At 46.1% G+C, this 22,768-nt stretch carries 18 protein-coding genes and 2 tRNA genes; 8 read left to right on the top strand and 12 right to left on the bottom strand.

From position 1 onward, the window contains the following. Positions 1–6: 6 nt before the first annotated feature. The 3 genes from C9991_RS00725 to C9991_RS00715 are packed head-to-tail and all read right to left on the bottom strand — an operon-like array spanning position 7 to position 2,421. Entirely contained in the window at positions 7–711 is a 705-nt protein-coding gene (locus tag C9991_RS00725; protein WP_106810740.1) for a DUF5683 domain-containing protein, read from the bottom strand. An 18-nt stretch (positions 712–729) separates the two neighbouring features. Next, complete coding sequence (locus C9991_RS00720; RefSeq protein ID WP_106810739.1) at positions 730–1,653, bottom strand: ParB/RepB/Spo0J family partition protein; 924 nt, start codon at positions 1,651–1,653, stop codon at positions 730–732. Further along, on the bottom strand, positions 1,654–2,421 hold the full coding sequence (locus C9991_RS00715) for a ParA family protein (RefSeq protein ID WP_106810738.1): 768 nt from the start codon (positions 2,419–2,421) through the stop codon (positions 1,654–1,656). Positions 2,422–2,520: 99 nt separating this feature from the next. On the opposite strand from C9991_RS00715, the gene surE reads away from it, so the two are divergent. After that, positions 2,521–3,285: a 5'/3'-nucleotidase SurE gene (gene surE, locus C9991_RS00710; protein WP_106810737.1), complete on the top strand. Its 765-nt coding sequence runs from the start codon at positions 2,521–2,523 to the stop codon at positions 3,283–3,285. Continuing rightward, a complete protein-coding gene (gene lpxB, locus C9991_RS00705; protein ID WP_106810736.1) occupies positions 3,282–4,418 on the top strand; it encodes a lipid-A-disaccharide synthase in 1,137 nt (378 codons plus the stop codon). The genes surE and lpxB overlap by 4 nt, the downstream gene beginning before the upstream one ends. Here lpxB and C9991_RS00700 read toward each other — a convergent pair. The 7 genes from C9991_RS00700 to C9991_RS00670 form a co-directional block, all read right to left on the bottom strand. Next, on the bottom strand, positions 4,397–5,383 hold the full coding sequence (locus C9991_RS00700) for an alpha/beta hydrolase (protein WP_106810735.1): 987 nt from the start codon (positions 5,381–5,383) through the stop codon (positions 4,397–4,399). The two genes, lpxB and C9991_RS00700, sit on opposite strands and share 22 nt — an antisense overlap. 15 nt (positions 5,384–5,398) lie before the next feature. Then, on the bottom strand, positions 5,399–7,858 hold the full coding sequence (locus C9991_RS00695) for a glycoside hydrolase family 95 protein (protein WP_106811705.1): 2,460 nt from the start codon (positions 7,856–7,858) through the stop codon (positions 5,399–5,401). A gap of 375 nt (positions 7,859–8,233) precedes the next feature. Beyond that, a complete protein-coding gene (locus tag C9991_RS00690; RefSeq protein WP_106810734.1) occupies positions 8,234–8,596 on the bottom strand; it encodes a DUF2023 family protein in 363 nt (120 codons plus the stop codon). A gap of 45 nt (positions 8,597–8,641) precedes the next feature. Further along, positions 8,642–9,139, bottom strand: coding sequence for a flavodoxin FldA (gene fldA, locus C9991_RS00685; RefSeq protein WP_106810733.1), 498 nt, complete (start codon positions 9,137–9,139; stop codon positions 8,642–8,644). Positions 9,140–9,337: 198 nt separating this feature from the next. Continuing rightward, positions 9,338–10,915 carry a 4-alpha-glucanotransferase gene (locus tag C9991_RS00680; RefSeq protein WP_198643723.1) on the bottom strand — a complete coding sequence of 526 codons (1,578 nt, stop codon included), beginning with the start codon at positions 10,913–10,915 and terminating at the stop codon, positions 9,338–9,340. A gap of 50 nt (positions 10,916–10,965) precedes the next feature. Continuing rightward, positions 10,966–11,036: transfer RNA gene (locus tag C9991_RS00675), tRNA-Gln, on the bottom strand. A gap of 62 nt (positions 11,037–11,098) precedes the next feature. Then, a tRNA-Gln gene (locus C9991_RS00670) sits at positions 11,099–11,172 on the bottom strand. Positions 11,173–11,510: 338 nt separating this feature from the next. Between C9991_RS00670 and rsfS the strand changes: the two genes are divergently transcribed. From rsfS to ltrA, 4 genes are all read left to right on the top strand, one after another. After that, complete coding sequence (gene rsfS / locus C9991_RS00665; RefSeq protein ID WP_106810731.1) at positions 11,511–11,870, top strand: ribosome silencing factor; 360 nt, start codon at positions 11,511–11,513, stop codon at positions 11,868–11,870. An 11-nt stretch (positions 11,871–11,881) separates the two neighbouring features. Continuing rightward, entirely contained in the window at positions 11,882–13,912 is a 2,031-nt protein-coding gene (gene ftsH / locus C9991_RS00660) for an ATP-dependent zinc metalloprotease FtsH (RefSeq protein WP_106810730.1), read from the top strand. Continuing rightward, a complete protein-coding gene (locus tag C9991_RS00655; protein ID WP_106810729.1) occupies positions 13,905–14,777 on the top strand; it encodes a phosphatidate cytidylyltransferase in 873 nt (290 codons plus the stop codon). The genes ftsH and C9991_RS00655 overlap by 8 nt, the downstream gene beginning before the upstream one ends. A 494-nt stretch (positions 14,778–15,271) precedes the next feature. After that, positions 15,272–16,678 carry a group II intron reverse transcriptase/maturase gene (ltrA, locus tag C9991_RS00650; RefSeq protein ID WP_106810728.1) on the top strand — a complete coding sequence of 469 codons (1,407 nt, stop codon included), beginning with the start codon at positions 15,272–15,274 and terminating at the stop codon, positions 16,676–16,678. Between the two features lie 110 nt (positions 16,679–16,788). Here the strand turns inward: ltrA and C9991_RS00645 are convergent, their stop codons facing one another. Together C9991_RS00645 and C9991_RS00640 are read right to left on the bottom strand one after the other, a co-directional pair. Continuing rightward, the gene (locus tag C9991_RS00645) at positions 16,789–17,274 is read right to left on the bottom strand and encodes an S-ribosylhomocysteine lyase (RefSeq protein WP_106810727.1); all 486 of its coding nucleotides are present in this window, start codon (positions 17,272–17,274) and stop codon (positions 16,789–16,791) included. A 22-nt stretch (positions 17,275–17,296) separates the two neighbouring features. Beyond that, positions 17,297–17,980, bottom strand: coding sequence for a 5'-methylthioadenosine/adenosylhomocysteine nucleosidase (locus tag C9991_RS00640; protein ID WP_106810726.1), 684 nt, complete (start codon positions 17,978–17,980; stop codon positions 17,297–17,299). A 558-nt stretch (positions 17,981–18,538) separates the two neighbouring features. Here C9991_RS00640 and C9991_RS00635 point away from each other — a divergent pair. Then, the gene (locus tag C9991_RS00635) at positions 18,539–21,115 is read left to right on the top strand and encodes a YfhO family protein (RefSeq protein ID WP_106810725.1); all 2,577 of its coding nucleotides are present in this window, start codon (positions 18,539–18,541) and stop codon (positions 21,113–21,115) included. Between the two features lie 14 nt (positions 21,116–21,129). Next, positions 21,130–21,957 (top strand): GSCFA domain-containing protein, encoded by an 828-nt coding sequence (locus C9991_RS00630; protein WP_106810724.1) that lies wholly within the window; start codon positions 21,130–21,132, stop codon positions 21,955–21,957. Positions 21,958–22,768 lie beyond the last annotated feature (811 nt).

Raw genomic sequence — 22,768 nt, 5'->3', positions numbered from 1 at the left:
TCTTCCTTAGAAATTCAGGCTGAAGCTCATGCCCAGGTTGTTGGCCTTTATCGGGTTGCGCTCCCGCTCATTATTTATAATAGTAGGTTCAACCCTAAGGCTGAGGTCCTTTGATATGTCAAATTCGGATAGCGACGCATCCACATATGCGTCTATAATACTTAGAGCGTATACACCTACGATGCAAAAGAAGCTAAGGTCGCGCCAGCGGCGGAATCGGTCCTTGCGGTTTTTAAACAAGGTTTGGTATCGTTGTATGTTCGACTCATCTATCTTAGCTCCAAGATGCAGAAATTGGTTATAGCTCTGCGTATTTGGGTCGTCGTCCATAAGGTCCATATATGCCTGCGAGTAGTCGCGGTACATCTGGTTGTTCCAGCGCATAGCGTATGCGCATCCTACGAAACCACCGTATACAATAGGCAGTTTCCAGTATTTGCGGTTGTATATCTGTCCGGCACCGGGCAGTACGATAGCCAGCCACATGGCACGCTTGGCATTAGGTCGCCATGTACTCCAGTCGCGCTTTTTAGTCAACTTTATTGAGTCGGCAGCCATTGTGGTAAGCTTCAGTGTGTCCTGCATATTTGATATTGCTGCTATCGAGTCGGCCCTCTGTTGCGCTGCCGCAGAGGAGGGCATAAGCATCATGATAGTTGCAACAATCAATGTAGGCAGTATGTTCAGCAAAATATTCTTCACTGTAATCATTTATTATCAACCGAAAATCTATTGTCTCATTTTATCGAAAACGCTCATAATGCGTTCCAGTTCGCCTTCGTTGTCGAAGGGGATGGTTATCTTGCCCTTGCCTTTAGGCGAGCATGTCATCTGTACCTTGGTCTGCAAGAAGTCCGACAGGCTATTGCGCAGTACGTTGAATTCTTCTGGCAGTTTGGCTTTAGCCACAATCTTCTTGCGCCCGCTCTCAACGTCTTCGCCGTTTTTAAGCATCTTTGCCATTTCCTCTACTTTGCGTACAGAGTAGCCGTACTTTACAACTTCGTTGAACAGTTTAATCTGCAACGATGGCGAGTCTACAGCTAATAGAGCGCGTGCATGTCCCATATCTATCTCCTTCTTCTGCAATGCTATCTGCACTTGTGCCGGCAGACGCAGCAGTCGTAGATAGTTGGTTATGGCTGTGCGGCTCTTGCCCACGCGTTCAGACACTTTTTCCTGTGTCATTCCCTCAGCGTCAAGCAGATGTTCGTATGCAAGAGCAATCTCTATGGCATTGAGGTCCTCGCGTTGTATGTTTTCGATAAGAGCCATCTCCATGATGCTCTCGTCGTTAATGGTGCGTATATATGCAGGGATTGCATACAGCCCGGCTATCTGTGAGGCACGCCAACGTCGCTCGCCTGCAATAATCTGGTAATGGTTTTCGGCAGTCTGTCTGAGCGTTATAGGCTGAATGATGCCAATCTGCTCAATGCTTGTAGCCAACTCTTGCAAAGCCTCCTCGTCAAAGTCTCGGCGTGGTTGGTTAGGATTAGCCTCGATTTGATCGAGTGGAATCTCGCTTATGGTCGACGAGCCTTGCGTGCGCACGCTTCCAGTGTCGATAAGCGCGTCGAGCCCTTTGCCTCCTTCTATGTCGTCGAGTCCACGTCCGAGCACGCTTCTGTTGTATTTCTTGTGTACTGCCATTTATTTGTCGTTCTTATTGATTATTTCCTTGGCCAGAGCCAAGTGGTTCTTCGAGCCAGCCGAGTCTGCGTCGTACAGTATAACTGGCAGTCCGTGGCTTGGACTTTCGCTCAATTTTACGTTACGTTGTATAACTGTCTTGAACACCAGTTCTTGGAAGTGTCTCTTCACCTCGTCGTATATTTGGTTGGCAAGGCGCAGGCGGCTGTCGTACATAGTGAGCAAGAATCCTTCTATTTCCAGACTTGGGTTCAGCTTGCTCTTGATTATCTTAATGGTGTTGAGCAGTTTTGTTATGCCCTCCAAGGCAAAGTACTCGCATTGTACTGGTATTATCACCGAGTCGGCAGCTGTAAGAGCGTTGACTGTGATAAGTCCAAGCGACGGGCTGCAGTCGATAAGGATGTAGTCGTAGTCGTCGCGTATCTTGTCGAGCATGTTCTTGATGATACGCTCGCGGTTCTTAAGGTTGAGCATTTCAATCTCTGCTCCCACGAGGTCGATATGGCTTGGAATGATGTCAAGCCCGTTTATGTCTGTGGTGTAGACGGCATCGCGCACGTCGGCTTGGTCGATAATACATTCGTAGAGTGAGCAGTCGATTTCTTGTATATCTACTCCGAGTCCGCTTGAGGCATTAGCCTGCGGGTCGGCATCTACTACGAGCACCGTCTTCTCAAAAGTAGCGAGAGATGCTGCGAGATTAATCGTTGTTGTTGTCTTGCCAACTCCACCTTTTTGGTTGGCCAATGCTATTATCTTTCCCATTTGCGTCAAAATTATTCGGCAAAGTTACATATTTTATGCGAGATACTGCCCGTTTAAACCTTTTTTCGTACATTTGCAAATGAAAATAAAGACAAATTTATGAATATTAAAAGACCATTAATACTAATTTCGAACGACGACGGCTATCATGCCAAGGGTATCAACCAGCTTATCGACATGCTTCGCGACCTTGCCGACATTGTGGTTTGCGCTCCCGAGTCGGCTCGTTCGGGTTTTGCTACAGCTTTCTCTGCCACTGTTCCCTTGCGTCTTAAGCTGCGTCGCAAGGAAGGCGACGGCTATGAGATGTGGTCGTGCAACGGCACACCGGTCGACTGTGTAAAGCTTGCCTTGCACGAATTGCTTGCCAATCGTATGCCCGACCTTATAGTTGGCGGTATTAATCACGGCGACAATGCATCTGTCAATGTACACTATAGCGGTACGATGGGTGTTACGTTGGAGGGTTGTATGAAGTACATACCGTCTATAGGTTTCTCGTTGTGCGATTTTGCTGACGATGCCAACTTTGAGCCTTTGCGCCCTTATGTGCGTCAGATTGTGCAGAAGGTATTGGCCGAAGGACTGCCTAAGGGAGTGTGCCTGAACGTCAACTTCCCTAAGCTCGACACCTTTAATGGTGTACGTGTGTGCCGCATGGCATTTGGAACATGGTATAACGAATGTGTCAAGATGCGCCATCCGCATGGTTACGACTATTTTTGGATGACTGGCTCTTACCGCAACGACGAGCCAGATGCCACCGATACCGACAACTGGGCTCTTACCCACGGCTATGTAGCTATAACGCCTACACGCATAGATGTAACGGATTATGACACTCTGAAAAACTGGAAATTATGAAGTATTACCTGATAGTTGGCGAAGCATCGGGCGACTTGCACGCTTCGCATCTTATGGCGGCGCTTAAACAGGTTGACGACAACCCCGAGTTTCGCTTCTTTGGTGGCAACCTTATGTCGGCTGTAGGAGGCAAGCGTGTGCGACATTACCGCGAACTTGCCTATATGGGTTTTATTCCTGTGCTCTTGCATTTGCACACTATCTTCAAGAATATGGCCATGTGCAAGCGCGACATCGTAGAGTGGCAGCCTGATGCTCTTATTCTTGTCGACTATCCTGGCTTTAATCTCGATATTGCCAAGTATGTTCATGCCAAGACCAACATACCAGTATATTACTACATATCGCCTAAGATTTGGGCCTGGAAGGAGTGGCGTATAAAGAATATAAAGCGCGATGTCGACGAGATGTTCTCTATCTTGCCGTTTGAGGTGCCTTTCTTTGAGCAGAAGCATCATTATCCCATACACTATGTGGGCAATCCTACTGCCGAGGAGGTGCGCCAGTTCCAAGACTCATACCACGAGACTACAGTTGATTTCTGCCGTCGTCACGGTTTGGCTAATAAGCCAATAATAGCCCTTTTGGCTGGCAGCCGACGTCAAGAGATAAAGGATAATCTGCCGGCAATGATTCAGGCGGCAAGCAGCTTTCCTGATTATCAGCTTGTGCTTGCTGGTGCGCCAGGAATTCTTAGCGAATACTATAAGGAGTTTATATCTGGTAGGGATGTCGCAATAGTAGACAACGATACATATTCGTTGCTTTCGCATGCTGTAGCAGCTGTTGTCACGAGTGGTACCGCTACTCTTGAGACAGCTTTATTTCGTGTTCCTCAGGTGGTATGCTACGAAACTCCACTGCCTAAGCTTATAGCTTTTCTACGCCGTCATGTGCTTAAAGTTAAGTACATATCGTTGGTTAATCTTATAGACGATAGCGAGGTGGTGCGCGAGCTTGTAGCCGACACCTTCTCTGTTGCCAATATCGCCCACGAATTATCGGCTATCCTGCCAGGCTGTTCTGCCCGCGATAGGATGCTCGAAGGTTATGATCGCATTTGGCAGAAGATAGGTGCCGACAGTCCTTCAAAGAGTGCGGCACACATTATCTACTCGCTTGTACGACAATAACGGGGAGTGTTGTATTGGTTTACAAATTCCTCCACCTTTTTAATATATTCCTTGCGGTGGTCGCGATAGGCAAAGGCGTGGCCACTGCCTGGTGCTATCCACAACTTCTTGGGATGTGGCTTGGCCTCGTATAATGGATAAACCATCCATGTAGGCACAAAGGTGTCCTTGTCGCCGTGTATAAAGAGCATAGGTTTTGTGCATTTTGCCACTTGCTTTAGAGGTGATGCCTCCTTGAACGACCAACCATATTTTGCCTTTGTAAGCCAAGATGCTGTGTATAGCAATGGGAATGCCGGTAACGAGTAGCGTCCGTGCAACTCGTGCTTAAACTCATCCCAGGCACTTGTGTATCCGCAATCCTCCACAAAGCAACGTACATATTTTGGTGTTTTCTCACCGCTTACGCACATTGTTGTAGCGGCTCCCATTGATATGCCGTGTACAACTATACGCATCGAGTCGGCGCTTATGCCGAATGTCTTGGGCGCCATTTCTATCCATTTTAGCACATCGATGCGGTCTTTCCATCCCATTTGTATGTCGTTGCCACCCGTAAGTCCATGTCCGTGAAGGTCGGGCAGCACGATGTTGTAGTGCATCTCCTTATTATATATACGTGCAATGTGTAGCATGTCTATAGAGTTGTTGGTGTAGCCATGCACCACCACTGCCGTTCGGCCATTTGCCTTTGTAGAGCGTATAAGCACGGCATGTGCACGTGTGCCGTCGGGCATAATGGCAAAGGTATCGCTCCATGCGCGCTCGGCACGTATACTGTCAAGCCACGGACGCAGTTCTGGATACCATGCGAAAGCCTTTCCCCAGTTCTTTTTATGCGATTGTGGTTTGCTTGTCAAGGCATAGTCTACAAGGTAGAACGAGCCATATGTTATTACGGCAATCAGTATTGCCAGTATTACGGCAGATACTGTCGCTATCCACTTCTTTGTTGTTTTTTTCATGTATTTATTTTTTTACTAAAACTCAACCTTATACGTTTTGCCTTTCTGGGTCTTCAATACCTTGGTTTGTTCGACATAGCGCACCTTGCATTCGCCACCCGAACCCGAGTGAATTTCTGCATATTCCAGCTTTCCATCCTTCCAGAATATGTCCACAACAAAGTTGCCACGTGCGCGCAATCCCTTAACCGAGCCACTGTTCCATGCGTCTGGCAGTGCAGGCAATAGATGTACAAAGCCCATATGACTCTGCATAAGCATCTCTGTAACGCCTGCTGTGCCGCCAAAGTTTCCGTCTATCTGGAATGGGGCATGTGTGTCCCAAAGGTTGTCCAATGTACCATTCTTCAATAGGTTGCCGTATAGCATGTATGCATGATTGCCGTCGTGCAGGCGAGCCCATTGGTTAAGTTTCCATCCCATAGACCATCCAGTAGCCCCATCACCACGATGTTCAAGCACTATGCGTGCTGCCTTTGCAAGGTCGGGTGTCGTTACTGGCGAGATGGTATGTCCTGGATGCAGACCAAACAGATGGTTTACATGTCGGTGCTCGTCCTTAGGATCGTCAATGTCTTTCGACCATTCCATAAGCTGTCCATAACGTCCTGTCTTATAAGGTGCTATATGTTTCAGGGCGTCTTCCCATGAGCTGCGTTCCTTAGCATTACGACCTAATGTCTTGTTGGCATCAATGGCATCGAGCAAAATCTCGCGTATTACGGCATGTGCGAATGTGGCTCCCTCGTCTATCGGACCGTGCTCTGGCGATGTGGATGGTGCGGCTGTATACACTCCGTCAGGGCGATGCCATAGATAGTCAGCGGCAAAGTCGGCTGCTCCTTTTATAATGTCGTAGGCTTCGTTGGCAAGCCATTTACGGTCGCGTGTGTAGTCGTAGTGGTTCCACAGATGTGTTGCGAGCCATGGTCCGGCAAATGGCGAGAAGTTCCATGACATGTCTTCGCTGTCAAGAGGTGAGGTGAATCCGAATGGATTGCCAGATACCGATGTTGTCCATCCTCGTGTACCGAAGTAAGCCTTTGCTGTAACTTCGCCCGGCTTTATCAGTCCGCGTATGAAGTTGAACAGTGGCTGCTCGCACTCCATTAGGTTTGTTTGGCAGGCTGGCCAGTAGTTCATCTGCAGATTGATATTGTTGTGATAGTCCACGCGCCACGGTCCGTCAACGTTGTTATGCCATATTCCTTGTAGGTTTGCCGGCAAGTTGCCAGGTCTCGACGATGCTATAAGCAGGTATCTACCAAACTGATAGTACAGTTGTTCCAGATATGGGTCTTGCTTGCCACGTCTATAGTCGGCAAGTCGTTGGTTTATGGGGCGATCGTTCTTAGTGGCAGACGCGTCGTTCAGTTGCAGACTAACACGGCTGAACAACTGTGTGTAGTCGGCATAATGTTCGTCAAGCAATTGGTTGTATCCTTTTGTAGAGGCCAGTTCCATCCATTTGCCTGTGTTTGCCACAGGGTCTTCACCCACGTATGTTTTTGGGTCGTTAAAGTCGGGATCAAAGTTTTCCTTATAGTCTGTATCGGCAGTCAGCAGTATCAATACCTCGTCTGCGTTCTTTACAATCAATCGTCCCCCGTCGTTGCTTATGCTTCCACCCTTGTTTATGGCTTTAATTCTTACGGCATATTGCATGTTGTTGTTGTCGAGTATGGCTTTCCACAGCAGTTCGTTATTGCCGTTGGCTGTCATTTTTCCTTCGGATACAGGGTTGGGTGCATATGATATCACGAGGTTCTGCTTGCCAGTCTTTGAGGCACCAAAGCGCACAGCAATGACGTTTGCAGGGAAGCTTGCAAAGTAGTCACGTCGGTATGTCACGCCGTCCTTGGCAAACTCCACGTGTGCCAAAGCCGAGTCTAACGACAGTTCGCGTCTATATCCTGTCATGCCTATACCGTTAAGTCCGGTCTCCACATACAGTTCTCCTGCTGTTGTAAAGCTTCCAAATCGTGATGGAGTCTCGTCAGCCGAGCCGTAAGGCACCTCGCTGTTGAAGTTCTTGCATGTTAGTTCGGCAGCCTTTTTCCAGTCGTTCTCGGCAAACGCCTTTCGTATATCCTTCAGCACATGTGCCGATTGCTTGTTTACGTTCCAGTAGTAGCTGGCACCCTTTTTGGTATTAGGTCCGCCGCGCCATAGCGACTTTTCGTTGATAGTAAGACGCTCTGCCTCCACCGATCCCATAATATTGGCACCTATATAACCATTGCCTATAGGCAGCGATTGCGATTCCCATTCGGGGTCAGGATTGCGTACAGCGTCGCCAGCAGTAATAGGCTTGTTGGCGTCATTCCATTTCTCGGGATGTCCGTTATACCACACTGCGGCACCGCGCACACTTGTAGGGCGGTCGAACCAGTAGCGCATCTGTTGTGCGTTTTGGGCATTGGCTGTCTGGGATATGGCAGCAAGTAGCAAAAATGCCGAAATACTCTTCTTCATCATCTTTTAGATTGTTGCTTTGTTTAGGTTCCGCAAAGTTAGTGTTTATCTTTGTATTATCATTGGATTAAGGTAGGATTATTGAAAAAAAAGAATTGAAGAAAAGTGAAAACCGATATCTATTGTCGGTGATTAATGTTTATTGGTAAAGAGAGGGTGCAAGCCGCGAGTGTTTGGCTGCAATTCCAGCCAAACTAATATTGTAGTATAGACAGCCAACACCCACTCTTTTGTTTTCCATTCTTAAAAATAAACCAATTCTCTACAGTTATCTTGTCTAAATAACATAAACAAGCTGTCTTTGCTTCATGTTGTCCGTAAAGAACTTTAGCCGATAGAATGCAATTTTGAACTTATGTGCGAATAGCGGTTTGTTCAATTGGCATTAATACATTTATCCTTGCGCTCGCAGTATCTCTCGCATTGTGCGCAAATGTCATAACCAAGCATAGCTCCAAGCATAAAGTCTTCCTCGGGAGTGAGCAGGTTAAGCGGACGTGTTACAATCATGCGTATAGCGTTAAGGCACTCTTCTCTGCCGAAATACAAATTAAGTCGGTCGTTGCCAACAGGCTGTATAACATATTTGATGTTTTGGCTTTCCAGTCTGCGGATAGCAAAGTCCTCGTATTTCTTGTTGAAAGTGAAGAGTACCATACGGCGCACTCCCTTCTTGTATTCGTAGATGTGGTTCATCAGAACCTTCATGTCTACAGGTAATGCTGTGGATTGCTGCATGATTGATAACTTGTTTTTATTATTTAATAAGAACTTGTGTGTATACTAAAGGTTTGGCTTTATTTCAGCCACCCAGGCATCTATGCGCTCGTCGGTCTTGCCGTCCTCGTTCACTTCATCCAAGGCCAGTCCAACAAACTTGTCGTCAACAACCGATTCTGACTCGTCAAACGTATAGCCGTCAGTTGCGACAGCTCCAATAACATTAGCGCCAGCCTTCTTCACGGCATTGTATATCTCGGCCATTCCGCCCACAAATGTGTCAGGATAAGATTCAGAGTCGCCACAGCCGAAAAGCGCTACAGTCTTGCCGCTAAGGTCGGCATTTTTGATAACCTTAATGCCATCATACCAGTCGTCCTGCATTTCGCCGGCTCCCCAAGTAGATGTACCAAGGATAAGGTTATCGTTGTCGGCAATCACACTATCGTCCATATCGGTAACATTGATAATGTTGTCCACGCCCAACTTTGCTCCAATTCTGCCAGCAAGATCTTCACAAGTACCAGTGCTTGTGCCATAGATGATAACTGTCTTTTTCATAATTTTAATTGTTTTTATTTATATATATGTGTATGGTTAAAGCCTTTGGTTTTACCGGTTGCAAAGTTAGTTTGGTTTCAACTTATACACAATACCTAAATACTATGATTTACTGTCTCTGCTGTTGTCATGTCCATGGTAATAGGAATGTGATGTGCCAAGGAGATGCAACGTGAATGTTAGTGGAAAATAATCATGTTAGTTGTTTGTGCTCATCCACATTCTTGTTGCGTCTGCCACGCGCTGTCGCTTGGCTATATCGGTAGTTACGAAGCATGCATCATAGTATTGCTTGGCGGCTTTTAGGCGGCGTGTCCACCAATGGTCTGTGCCAACATTGCTTTGCTCTTGCCATACATCGCAACCGTTAGGATTTATTATGGCAGTTAGGTCGCCCATGAGCACAATGCCATTGTCGCGTGCTATGGTGTGTACTCTACATAATTGGGTGTGCAGAATGTACTGAACATAGTAGTAGAAAGCCAATTTCTTGTATGCCTTTGTGCGCGGGTTTTGCAATTGTCCACGCTCTGCCTCGGTCCATTCGTTGTGGTTAGGCCATATACGGAAGTTTGGTTGGTTGTAAGCCTCACGCAGATAACTGTATTGTGCATAGGGTACAAGCCAATATTCGTTAGCCGCAAACCATTGCTTGAAAGCAGCCGAGTGCATAATGTGGTCGCCTTCCTGTACGAATGCAATATGTATGTAGTCGAGTTTTGCCTCCAATGTGGCAAGATAGTCGTTGTAGGGCAGGGCATTGAGCTGATGGCGCAATGCCTCCATGTGTTGCTGTTCGCATGCATCTTCAATCGTAGGCAACTGTCTTATGTCGCACAGAAGTGGATGCAAGGCATATACGCTTATGATAGAGTGCGGGCTGGCATCGGCTGCTGTATTGGTCGACTGTGTATCATTTGTAGGAGTTATGCGCACTACACTTGCCGATGCCTTGCGTGCAACATTGCTAACAAAGGATGCCAAATCGCCAAAGTCGCCCACGCCGAAACTGTCAGCGCAGCGCAAGTTGGCTATTGATGCATATATTATGTTCGGCTCTGGGCAAGGAATGTCTACATCTGCTTCGGGTAGTTCGAACACTATCATATCGCCCATTTGCATATGTGGCATGTCAATGATGCGGTTGGCACCGTTCTCGTTGGTCATAGTTCCATCCTTGTCAACGGCAAAGAAGCGAAACTCAGCCTCGTGTCCAATATGTATGGCATTGATGTCAGCCTGCCATTCTCCGGTGTTATGTTCGGTCATGGCAATGGCGTTCTCTATATTCCATTCGCCGAAAGCCTTGCCTTTGCCTGTAATAAACAGACGTTCGCCAGAACGCAGCTTGGGCGCTCTTACTATAAGGCGCAATGTCTTTGTATATAGGCATCGCGACGGTGTGGATATAGGGCGTGGTTCCTTGCATTCGGTATACGCATACGAGTAGAACAGTACGTTTTCGGGCGTGTTGTGCCACACGTTGTGAATGTTAAGATTCTCGCAACGTGTAATGTTGAGGTCAAGTCGGTGTGTAATGCCAGTCCATTCGCGCATGCGTTCGTGTCCAGCGAATGTTGTTGAGAAAAAATAATCTATGCGGCTTTGGTTCTGCCTGTCAATGTTGTTCAACTTGTATGTCCAATGTTGACCATCAGAGGTGCGCATATCAAGTGCTACCGCCCGTGTGTTTCCTTCGTCATCATTGACAAGCACATTGAGCAGTACCTCTTCGCCGTAAGGGGCATCGTGGCTTATGTTGAACTGTATCGTCATAGATTTCAAAAAAAAAGAGGCAAACATCAATGATGTTCACCTCTCATTTGTTGGGATACTCGGACTCGAACCAAGAATGACAGGACCAGAATCTGTAGTGTTACCATTACACCATATCCCAATTTTGCTAATGAGTTAGTTTTGACACATTTCAACATGTACCCTCATTAGATAGGTTGTTTATGGTTGGGATACTCGGACTCGAACCAAGAATGACAGGACCAGAATCTGTAGTGTTACCATTACACCATATCCCAATTTTAATGTGTCGCAACTTGTTGCCTCATTGCGTCTGCAAAGGTACGAATATTTTTTTAATCGCCAAGTGTTTTCACCGATTTTTTTGTAAATGTATGCGTTTTTCATTAAAAAAATGCAATAAACTGGCGATTTCCACCTATTTTAGTCGTTATTCGGATATTTAGCCGTAACTTTGTAGAGTCTAAGCGCCAGTTGGGCAAGGGCTTTTAACAAGCTTTGTGGCGAGGCGTTTACACATTATATAATATATATGTCGGTGTGCGCTGCAAGTGCAGGCCGTGTATATAAAAAGCGGTATTTAATAAATTTAAAATCAGAAATCAGAAGAATTTGAATGGAAACTAAAGACAAATTGGTTGACGCTATCGTAAAGGGTATTCAAGAGAAAAAAGGGCAGAACATAACCATAGCCGATCTTCGTGGTTTGGATGGTTCGATAGCAAACTACTTCGTTATATGCCAGGGCAATTCGCCTTCGCAAGTTGAGGCTATTGCCGACTCTGTTAGCGAGATTGCACGTGTTGAGGCAGGCGAGAAGCCAGTACATGTTCAGGGTTTGCCACAGGCTTACTGGGTAGCAATGGACTATGTAGACGTATTGGTGCACGTGTTTATTCCAGAGGCACGCGACTTTTATAATCTGGAGAATCTGTGGCAGGATGCTGTCATTACAGAGATTCCAAACATCGATTAGTAATTTAAACAATGGACAACAATAGAAATCAGTTAGGCGACAACCAGCCCAAGATGCCAAAGTTCAATATGAACTGGATTTATACCATCGTCATCGTGTTGCTGGCTGTGCTGATCTTTTCGGATGGTGGCGACATGCTTTTGGGTGGTCCGTCGGCCACGCAGAATGCCACATACACTAAGTTCAAGATGTACGTGCAGAAGGGTTATGCCCGCAGCGTGGTTGTCAATAAGGACAAGGGTACGTTGCGTATGTATATCAAGCCCGAGAAGATGCGCGATGTCTTTGGTAAGTCGGCTCAGCAACTGGGACAAAATCCATTTGTAAGCGTGACTTATGGTTCGGCCGAGGCTCTCGACAATTATCTTGCAACCGCACAGCAGCAGAACAAGATAATGGACTATAGCTACGAGAAGGACACAAGCTCGGGTCTGACAACCATATTCTATACCTTCGGACCTATAATCTTCTTCGTCATACTCTGGGTGTTTATGATGCGCCGTATGGGCGGTGGCGGCGGCGGTGGCGGCGTATTTAGCGTCGGCAAGTCGAAAGCACAGATGTACGAGAAGGGTAATGACCTTGGCATAACATTTAAGGATGTGGCTGGACAGGCTGGTGCCAAGCAAGAGGTGCAAGAGATAGTTGACTTCCTTAAGGAGCCTCAAAAGTATACCGACTTAGGTGGAAAGATTCCTAAGGGTGCATTACTTGTAGGTCCTCCGGGTACAGGTAAGACCTTGCTTGCTAAAGCTGTAGCTGGCGAGGCTGGTGTGCCATTCTTCTCGATGAGCGGTTCCGACTTCGTTGAGATGTTTGTTGGTGTAGGTGCAAGCCGTGTGCGCGACCTATTCCGTCAAGCTAAGGAGAAGGCTCCATGCATTATCTTTATCGACGAGATTGATGCTGTAGGACGTGCCCGCAGCAAGAACCCTGCAATGGGAGGCAATGACGAACGCGAGAATACGCTCAACGCGTTGCTTACAGAGATGGATGGATTTGGCACAAACAGCGGTGTCATAATACTTGCAGCTACCAACCGTGCCGACATGCTTGACAAGGCGTTGCTGCGTGCCGGACGTTTCGACCGTCAGATTAGCGTAGACTTGCCTGACCTTACTGAGCGTAAGGAGATATTCCAGGTGCACCTGCGTAAGGTAAAGATAGATGACACGGTTGATATCGATTTCCTCTCGCGTCAGACTCCTGGCTTCTCGGGTGCAGATATTGCAAATGTATGTAATGAGGCTGCTCTTATCGCGGCACGTCATAACAATAAGACTGTAGGCAAGCAAGACTTCCTCAACGCTGTAGACCGTATCATTGGCGGATTGGAGAAGAAGACCAAGGTTATGACCAATGATGAGAAACGCACCATTGCATTGCATGAGGCAGGTCATGCCACTGTATCATGGTTCTGCGAGCATGCCAATCCTCTTGTCAAGGTTAGCATTGTGCCGCGTGGACGTGCCCTTGGTGCAGCTTGGTATTTGCCTGAGGAACGTCAGATTACAACTAAGGAGCAGATGCTCGACGAGATGTGTGCCTTGCTTGGCGGACGTGCTGCCGAAGAGCTGTTCACCGGACATATATCTACGGGTGCTATGAACGACCTTGAGCGTGCCACTAAGTCGGCTTATGGTATGATTGCATATGCCGGTATGAGCGAACGCTTGCCAAACATCTGCTACTATAACAATCAGGAGTATCAGTTCCAGCGTCCTTACTCGGAGACAACAGCCAAGATTATGGACGATGAGGTGCTCAAGATGATAAACGATGAGTATGCACGCGCCAAGCAGATATTGAAGGAGCACAGCGAGGGCCACAACAAGCTTGCCGAATTGCTGATGACTCGTGAGGTGATATTTGCTGAGGATGTGGAGCAAATCTTTGGAAAGCGTCCTTGGGTTAGTCGTTCTGAAGAGATAATGGAGGATAACACTCCCAAGCTTGAGGACATGCCTGATGAGGTAAAAGAGGCGCAAGCCGAGCATGAAGCTGCTAAAAAGGCTAACTTAAATACTAATGACGATGAGTGATAAAATGAAGAATCTCATAACACGCTCGATTACTGGCGTCATATTCGTGACAGCCATAGTAGTGTGCTTTATGCGTCCAGAGGCAATGATACTGTTGTTTGCACTCGTAACCGGACTCACCGTATGGGAGTATACCGGCATTGTCAACGGGATAGAGAATGTATGCGTAAACCGCTTTCTTGCTACAGTGGCAGCCGTATACTTCTTCCTTGGCATGGCAGGTTTCTGTGCAGGCATTGTACCTTCGGCAGTGTTCATACCCTATCTGCTTACTGTGGTGTACATGTTCATTGCCGAGCTCTATACCAAGGCGCCTAACCCCATAAACAACTGGGCTTACACCATGTTGTCGCAGATGTACATCGCGTTGCCGTTTGCTATGGTCAATGTGTTGGCATTCCGTGGTGTAGGCAATGGAGTTGTATACAACTACTTGGCACCGTTAAGTATCTTTGTGTTTCTTTGGACCAATGATACGGGTGCTTATCTTAGCGGCTCGCTCTTTGGAAAGCATAAACTATTTCCACGTGTGTCGCCAGGCAAGAGTTGGGAAGGAAGCATCGGTGGCGGACTTCTTGTACTCTTGGTTGCAGCCCTTGTTGGCATGTATCAGAATTCGGATATGCACGAGACAGCTACCGAGCTAATACTTACCGTACCACAATGGATGGGCTTAGGATTGGTTGTTGTGCTCTTCGGAACATGGGGCGATCTTGTTGAGTCTCTCCTTAAGCGTACTATCGGCATAAAGGATTCGGGCAACATTCTGCCTGGACATGGAGGAATGCTCGACCGTTTCGATTCTTCGCTTATGGCATTTCCTGCTGCCGTAATATATCTGTATACACTCACATTGTTTGTGTAAATATATTTACAGCGCTGTATAAAATAGCAAAAAGGCGTGTTGGCTTATTGCCAGCACGCCTTTTTGCTATAGTACGCTCGGCATGAGCATTGTCTAACGGGTGAAAGTCCCGAGCAAGCCCTAATAGCGGGAATTGCATAGTCAAAGGCAAGGGTGTTCATCGCGAGATGAAATCTGAAGGAAGCCCAAGACAAACATCTGACCTAACGGACAGAAACTTCATATAAGGCATGTGACCGTGGGTGAGGTTGCTATTCAAACCAAAGCCCAATAGCTATTCGGAACGGTCGGTGTAAATGAAGTAGGTATAAGATGGAAAGACAACGCCCTTATCCGAGGAGGTCTCACGGACGCTTCAAATAGTTGTTTTTACGAAAGAAGTGGAGTAAAGCTTGCCGTGAGAAGTCAGCAGACGTCATAGTAGTGCAACAATCGATAACGTTACACGAAGGGCTGAACCTAACAATTAAACGATAGTAATTGAAACATACCTTATGAAGGAAAGAATGCAGAAAACATTATCCCAAGTTAATGGCTGCCCCCAAAGAAATAGGTCGGAAACCGAATGGTATGGGGGAGTGCAGACCTTCATGTGGATGTGTGAAGACAACATCGTGGAAGTACCATTCGACAAGGAACACCTTTTCGAGCAAATTCTTAGTCCCACAAATCTCAATCGAGCATACAAAGCAGTTATGAGAAACAAGGGCTGTGGTGGTATCGACAAGATGTCGTGCGAGCAATTGTTCCCATGGCTCCTGACCAATAAGGATGAACTCACCCGTTCCTTGATGGACGGTTCTTACCGTCCGAACCCAGTAAAAAGGGTAGAAATACCCAAGGACAATGGCAAGATGCGCCTGTTGGGAATACCTACAGTAGTAGACCGTCTGGTGCAACAAGCCATCAACCAAGTATTGACTCCCATCTATGAGAACCAATTCTCCAAGACGAGCTACGGCTTCCGTCCGAGAAGAGGATGCCATGACGCACTACGAGGAGCGCGAAGGATAGTCAACGAAGGCTACATATATGTAGTCGACCTTGACCTTGAACGCTTCTTCGACACGGTGAGCCATAGCAAACTCATAGAAATCCTCAGCCGTACGATAAAAGACGGCAGAGTGGTCAGTCTTATACACAAATATCTCCGAAGTGGTGTAATGAACAAAGGTTTGTTTGAAGCGAGCGAGGAAGGAACTCCCCAAGGCGGTCCGCTAAGTCCATTGTTGAGTAACATAATGCTCAACGAATTGGACAAGGAACTTGAACGCAGAGAACTCCCCTTTGTGCGCTATGCCGATGACTCGATGATATTCTGCAAGTCCAAAAGGGCTGCAATGCGAGTGAAGGAGTCTATAACCCGATTTATAGAGAATACTCTATATCTCAAAGTCAACAAGGAAAAGACCGTAGTGTCGTATGTGCGCGGAGTGAAATACCTCGGCTACTCCTTTTATGTGATGAAAGGCGAATGCCAACTCACGGTGCACCCAAAGTCCAAAGCCAAGATGAAGTCAAGGTTGAAAGAACTGACAAACCGCAGCAATGGATGGGGATATGCCAAGAGAAAGCAGAAGCTGAAAGAATACATACGAGGTTGGGTCGGCTATTATCACTTTGCCAATATGAAGCGTCTCTTGCTTGTAACAGACGAATGGTTAAGACGTAGAATACGCATGTGTATATGGAAAGCTTGGAAGAAAGTCAAGACAAAAGTGGCAAACCTCATTAGATGCGGTATCAATAAATACCAAGCATACGAATGGGGTAACACTCGCAAGGGCTATTGGCGACTAGCTGACAGCCCTGTTCTAAAAAGGGCGATAGATAACAATAAACTACGCTCCGCAGGGTATGCTACTTTAATGGAGGCGTATCTCGAATGGTATCCAAAATAGGAACCGCCGTATGCGGAACCGCACGTACGGTGGTGTGAGAGGTCGGAAAACGAAAGTAGGAAGAAAACTGCTTCGTTTTCCTCCTACTCGATTTATATAATAGGTGTATTTTAGTCGTTTGTAGGATATACCATATTCTCTTCCTTAATGCAGTCGAGCACCTCGTCGCAATATTTGCGTGCCTCCCAACGAGCCATTGGCAAGTCGTGCAGCAACCAGTTGCCACAATCCTTAGGTGCTGCTCCTGGTATATCGCCTTCAAAATCGGCTACAAAGCGGAATGTACGGCGCATAAGGTCTACTATATCCTTAGGTTGCAAGTCACCTTTCATCAAAAGATAGTTGCCCGTAAGACATCCCATCGGACCCCAATACACAATACTGTCCTTCCATTCAGGGTCGTTGCGCAGATATGTTGCAGCAAGATGCTCAATTGTATGAAGAGCACCTGGATGCAAAGCCGGCTCGCGATTAGGCTCCTTCATACGTATATCAAATGTGGTGACGGTGTCGCCACCGATAGTGTCCTTGCGCGAAACATATATGCCACGCAACAAGAGGTTGTGGTTTATTGTAAAACTTGGTATCTTGTCCATAATATTATTGTTGTTTTAACAGTTAGATTTTCTCAAGGAACGCACGTGTAACCTCAAACGAACCTTCAGCCATACGCTCCCAGAAGTCGAAGTACATCTGTGCCTTATGGTCCTTAAGTGGTATGTCGCTGATAATGCGGAACGAGATGAACGGTGTGTTGTAGATATGGCATGTCTGTGCAATAGAGCAGCTCTCCATATCTACGGCAGTAGCGTCAGGGAATTGGTCTACAATCGACTGCATCTTCTCTCGTGAGTTTACAAACCAGTCACCAGTAACAATCAGTCCGCTGCGTACATGTGTTTCACAATCAAGTGATGTGGCTTTTTCTACCAAATCCTTTGGACAGCCAAATCTTTCGGGCATACCGAGCACCTGACCTGGTTTGCACTCGTCGCCGCAATATACATCATGATAGCAACACTCCGAGCTTACAACAACGTTGGTTACCTCAAGCGATGTGTCAACACCACCTGCTACACCAGTAGATACAACAAGGTCGGGATGATAGATAGCTATCATCTCGGCTGCACCAACAGCCGAGTTTACTTTACCAATGCCACATTGCTGCATCACAACCTCGTTGTGTGCAATACGTCCTGTAACGAACTTGCGTTGGCCATGCATTTCTTCTTTCATGTCGGTGGCAAGGGTAGTGAGCTGTGCAAACTCCTTGTCCATAGCCACAATTATTCCTATCTTCATTATATATATTATTGTTATTTGCTTTGATTTAATCTTATAAAGCTTTGTCTTAGGCTCTGATAATTCGTTGGCTTGCCTTGATAAGGCATTGTTTAAGCCTTGAAGTTTTGGCTTGCCTAAATGTAAGCTTTATTACGTTTGGCAAAGTTACAAAAAAAAGCGGGACCTTTATGAGATCCCGCCGTTATAATTTGCTTTCTCACGAAAACAATTATTAATCAACAACAAAATTCATTCATTTACGAATTCTACCTCTGTAGAAACTCTTGATAATTGTTCTTAATAACATTGCTTAATGTGTATGAAACGTAACCTGATGTATGTATGTGTACTTAATGATGTTTTATGAACTCTTTTTATATAACTCTCTAACTATCTTGACTGTTTATTTATTATATTGATTGTTCATTTTACGTTTGCAAAGATAGGTGTTGTGGTGCGAACGTACAAATTTATTCAATAAACACCCCGTTTTTCTCCACGAAAAGCGTAGCGTTTATGCAATACTTTGCGTAACTTTGCAAACGGAAAATATAAACGTTTATATATATCATAATAATGAAGACATTGAAACGATTCCTGCCAGATATTTTGGTAGTGTTGTTGTTTGCGGTAATAGCATTTGCCTACTTCTTCCCGGCAGACACAGAGGGCCGCATCCTTTATCGTCATGACTCTTCTGCCGGACGCGGTGCCGGACAAGAGCTTACGGAGTATTATCAACGTACAGGAGAGCGTACACGTTGGACAAACTCTCTGTTTAGCGGTATGCCTACTTATCAGATGGCACCTTCGTACGACAGTCAACAGGTGTTAAACGAGGTGGGCAAGTTTTATCATCTGTGGTTGCCCGAGAATGTGTGGTATGTATTTGCCTATTTGTTGGGCTTCTACATATTGCTGCGTGCTTTCGACTTCCGTCGCGAACTGGCCGTTCTTGGCTCTATAATATGGGCTTTCAGCAGTTATTTCTTCATCATTATTGCCGCTGGACACATCTGGAAGGTTGTGGCTCTTGCTTATTTGCCACCGATGATAACCGGTGTTGTTCTTGCTTATAGGGGCAAGTATGTATGGGGATTTGTTGTAACAGCTCTGTTTACAGCTCTTGAGATTCAGGCCAACCATGTGCAGATGACGTATTATTATATGTTCATCATCTTCTTCATGGTGTTGGCTTATCTGTGGCAGGCTGTACGCGACAAGAAGCTTGCGCAGTTTGCCAAGGCTACCGGCGTATGTCTTGTTGCTGCTGTATTAGGAGTTGTTGTCAATCTTAGCAACCTTTACCATACATGGCAGTACACACAAGAGTCGATGCGTGGAAAGAGCGAGCTTGTCAAGAAGAACTCAGCTAATCAGACCAACAGCGGACTCGATCGCGACTATATCACACAGTGGAGTTATGGCATCGACGAGACATGGACATTGCTCGTACCTAATGCTAAGGGTGGAGCTTCTGTTCCGCTCGCCAGCAACGAGAAGGCTATGGAGAAAGCCGACCCTCAATTCTATCAGGTATACCAGCAGATGGGACAGTATTGGGGCAATCAGCCGGGTACAAGTGGTCCGGTATATGTAGGTGCATTCGTATTTATGCTCTTTATACTCGGATTGTTCATCGTTAAGGGACCTATAAAGTGGGCACTCTTTGCAGCAACTGTATTGTCTGTACTGCTGTCGTGGGGTAGAAACTTCATGTGGTTTACCGACCTCTTCCTCGACTATATGCCAATGTATGCCAAGTTCAGAACCGTGGCTTCCATACTCGTAATAGCCGAGTTTACGATACCTTTGCTTGCTATGCTTGCCCTAAAGGAATTGTTGCAGAATCCAAAATCGCTTGACGAGAAGGTTACTGTGCGTGAGCGCGTCATCAATTTCATCTTCTTTACACCGCTCGGTGCTGTGGCAACCAAGCGCCGCGACTACCTTTGGATAAGCTTCGCACTTTCGGCAGGATGCGCATTCCTGTTCGCTATCATGCCTTCGGTGTTCTTCCCCGACTTTATCTCTTTATCAGAGATGGAGGCGCTTAAGCAGATACCAAGCGAGTATCTTGGTCCGCTTATCGCCAATCTGCGTGAGATACGTATATCTATCTTTACCGCCGATTGCTGGCGTTCGTTCTTCATCATTGTCTTGGGTACTGTGATATTGCTGCTTGCTCTCAAGAAGAAGTTGCAGACCAAGTATGCTGTTGGAGCCATCATAGTGCTTTGCCTTGTCGATATGTGGCAAGTAAACAAGCGCTATCTCTACGATGATATGTTTGTAGAGCGCAGTGTGCGCGACACTCCTCAGCAAGAGACAGCCACCGACCGTCAGATTCTGCAAGACCATGGCAAGGATTATCGTGTATTGAACATGGCATCCAACACGTTCAACGAGAACGAGACATCTTATTATCACAAGTCTATCGGTGGATATCATGCAGCCAAGTTGCGTCGTTATCAGGAGCTTATCGACTACTACATCTCACCTGAGATGCAGCGTCTTATGCCTGCAGTAGCCGATGCTCAGGGTGATATGACACGTGTGCCGGGTGATTCTATCTATCCGGTGCTCAATATGCTCAACACACGCTACTTTATCATTCCGCTTCAGGGCGGACAGACTGTGCCTTTGCAGAACCCTTATGCTTATGGCAATGCTTGGTTTGTAGACAACATCAAGTATGTTGACAATGCCAACCAGGAGATTGATGCAGTAGGAACTATCAACTTGCGCCATGAGGCAGTTGCAGATAAGAAGTTTGCCGATGTTCTTGGAACTGCCCAGAAGCAAGGCAACACATCTTTGGTAACGCTGAAGAAGTACGACGCCAACGAACTTACATACACCGTTCAGTCGCAGAAGGGTGGCATTGTAGTATTCTCCGAGGTATACTATCCTGGATGGACAGCCACAGTAGATGGCGTTAGTGTGCCCGTAGGACGTGTCAACTACATCTTGCGTGCTATCAACGTTAAGCCGGGACAGCACACAGTGGTACTTACATTCAAGCCGCAATCGGTAAAGAATACAGAGACAGCCGCATATGTGGCTTATCTGCTCCTTGTGCTTGCCATTGTTGCTGGTGTGTTGTTGGAGGTAAAGAAGGTAAGGAGTAAAGAAGTTAACTCCTTAACTTAAATAAATAATCTGTTATGCAATTTAGCACACCTGTAAATATACCGCTCGCAGGGTTCAGCATCGAACCTTGCGAGCGTATGTTGTTTGTAGGTTCTTGTTTTGCCGACAATATTGGTCAGCGTTTCGTGGCCGATATGTTTCGTGCCGTGGTCAATCCTGATGGTGTAATGTACAATCCGGCAAGCATCCTGCATACAGTAGACCGATATGTCGACAGGCTTGAGACTGAAGATGCCGAGGCTCCAAGTACAGCTGTCTTTACGCTTGGCACCAATCATGTGTATATACTAAACGAGACAGGAGAGATAGTGGACAATTGCCGCAAGCGCCCTCAACGTCTGTTTACCGAGCGTGAGCTTACGGTAGACGAGTGTGCCGAATACTTGTGTCGTGCCATTGGCAGGCTGCGTAGTGTCAATCCTGATGTGCGTGTGGTGCTTACGGTTAGTCCGATAAGATACGCCAAGTATGGCTTTCATGGCAGTCAGCTGTCAAAAGCCGTGCTTCTGCTTGCTGCCGACAAGGTGGTGCGTGAGCATGATATGGTGGAGTATTTTCCTGCCTATGAGATAGTGAACGACGAGTTGCGCGACTATCGATTCTATCGTGAGGACATGCTTCATCCGTCCGACCAGGCTGTAGAATATATATGGCAACGGTTTGGCGATACATATTTCAGTGAGCATACACGCAGCTTTCTTGAAGAATGGCGCCCGGTTAAAGCCGCGTTGGGTCATCGTCCGTTCAATGCAGATAGCGAAGAACACAAGGAGTTCTTGCGCAAGACAATGGCGAAAGCTGATGCATTGAAGGCTAAGTACGAAGGATTTGAAATGCCGTAGCAAATGTGCCTTGCAAAGTATATTATATTAAATGGCGATTTAATATATATTAAATGGGCAAGTATATTATATTAAATGGGCAAGTATATTATATTAAATCGCCATTTAATATAATATGAATACAATCACAATACAGGTTGAAATTCTAATTATCAAAGTCTTTGATAATAACTAGCAGTTCAGAATTGTCTTTACATATAGTAGGAGGGTATGGTAGGGGGTTGTCTGTCACATTCCGCCTTTCGGCTGTCACATAGACTGCTTTTTTTAACGTTGATGATACTAAACCATTGGATATGGCAGATTCGATAATAGGATACATTGCAGAAATCATAAAATAAGTGCATATTAACACACTTTGCAACATTACTTATTCATTAACTATATGGAGTCGGTTCAACCGACCCCATCGTTATCCAATCCCACAATGCCATGGGAATGTAGAGTGGGGGATAGTGGCTGTGACGGTGAATGAATCGTTCAGATTGAGGTTGAACTGATTGGGTGTGACATTGATTTTTCAAATCTGGCAATATGATGTTGTTGGGTGTGCCTTGTCTGACAAATGAAAATGGTATTGCTTGATTTCGATTTTTTGGGTAATTTTTAAGGCGGATACACTTACATTGTGTATATGTGTAAGTTTTTGTATTTTATCGAATTCATGTTAATTTAAGAAATAACAACCCCTTCGCAAAAAAACATCTAAGTCTTGTATATTTTTAACTTTTGTTTTTAATGTTATCTTTTGAAATGCCTTACCTTCGCGTTTGTGAATTATTAACTTTATTATTAACTAACATCTAACAGA

The sequence above is a fragment of the Prevotella merdae genome, assembly GCF_900290275.1.
GTDB lineage: Bacteria > Bacteroidota > Bacteroidia > Bacteroidales > Bacteroidaceae > Prevotella > Prevotella merdae.
This window is presented reverse-complemented; position numbering and strand designations above follow the sequence as displayed.

Excerpts from the sequence above, each read along its gene's own strand:
- C9991_RS00655 (WP_106810729.1), top strand. The coding sequence starts at position 13,905 with ATGAGTGATAAAATGAAGAATCTCATAACACGCTCGATTACTGGCGTC.
- C9991_RS00720 (WP_106810739.1), bottom strand. The coding sequence starts at position 1,653 with ATGGCAGTACACAAGAAATACAACAGAAGCGTGCTCGGACGTGGACTC.
- ltrA (WP_106810728.1), top strand. The coding sequence starts at position 15,272 with ATGAAGGAAAGAATGCAGAAAACATTATCCCAAGTTAATGGCTGCCCC.
- C9991_RS00700 (WP_106810735.1), bottom strand. The coding sequence starts at position 5,383 with ATGAAAAAAACAACAAAGAAGTGGATAGCGACAGTATCTGCCGTAATA.
- C9991_RS00715 (WP_106810738.1), bottom strand. The coding sequence starts at position 2,421 with ATGGGAAAGATAATAGCATTGGCCAACCAAAAAGGTGGAGTTGGCAAG.
- C9991_RS00640 (WP_106810726.1), bottom strand. The coding sequence starts at position 17,980 with ATGAAGATAGGAATAATTGTGGCTATGGACAAGGAGTTTGCACAGCTC.
- fldA (WP_106810733.1), bottom strand. The coding sequence starts at position 9,139 with ATGAAAAAGACAGTTATCATCTATGGCACAAGCACTGGTACTTGTGAA.
- C9991_RS00680 (WP_198643723.1), bottom strand. The coding sequence starts at position 10,915 with ATGACGATACAGTTCAACATAAGCCACGATGCCCCTTACGGCGAAGAG.
- surE (WP_106810737.1), top strand. The coding sequence starts at position 2,521 with ATGAATATTAAAAGACCATTAATACTAATTTCGAACGACGACGGCTAT.
- lpxB (WP_106810736.1), top strand. The coding sequence starts at position 3,282 with ATGAAGTATTACCTGATAGTTGGCGAAGCATCGGGCGACTTGCACGCT.
- C9991_RS00695 (WP_106811705.1), bottom strand. The coding sequence starts at position 7,858 with ATGAAGAAGAGTATTTCGGCATTTTTGCTACTTGCTGCCATATCCCAG.
- C9991_RS00635 (WP_106810725.1), top strand. The coding sequence starts at position 18,539 with ATGAAGACATTGAAACGATTCCTGCCAGATATTTTGGTAGTGTTGTTG.
- ftsH (WP_106810730.1), top strand. The coding sequence starts at position 11,882 with ATGGACAACAATAGAAATCAGTTAGGCGACAACCAGCCCAAGATGCCA.
- C9991_RS00725 (WP_106810740.1), bottom strand. The coding sequence starts at position 711 with ATGATTACAGTGAAGAATATTTTGCTGAACATACTGCCTACATTGATT.
- C9991_RS00630 (WP_106810724.1), top strand. The coding sequence starts at position 21,130 with ATGCAATTTAGCACACCTGTAAATATACCGCTCGCAGGGTTCAGCATC.
- rsfS (WP_106810731.1), top strand. The coding sequence starts at position 11,511 with ATGGAAACTAAAGACAAATTGGTTGACGCTATCGTAAAGGGTATTCAA.
- C9991_RS00645 (WP_106810727.1), bottom strand. The coding sequence starts at position 17,274 with ATGGACAAGATACCAAGTTTTACAATAAACCACAACCTCTTGTTGCGT.
- C9991_RS00690 (WP_106810734.1), bottom strand. The coding sequence starts at position 8,596 with ATGCAGCAATCCACAGCATTACCTGTAGACATGAAGGTTCTGATGAAC.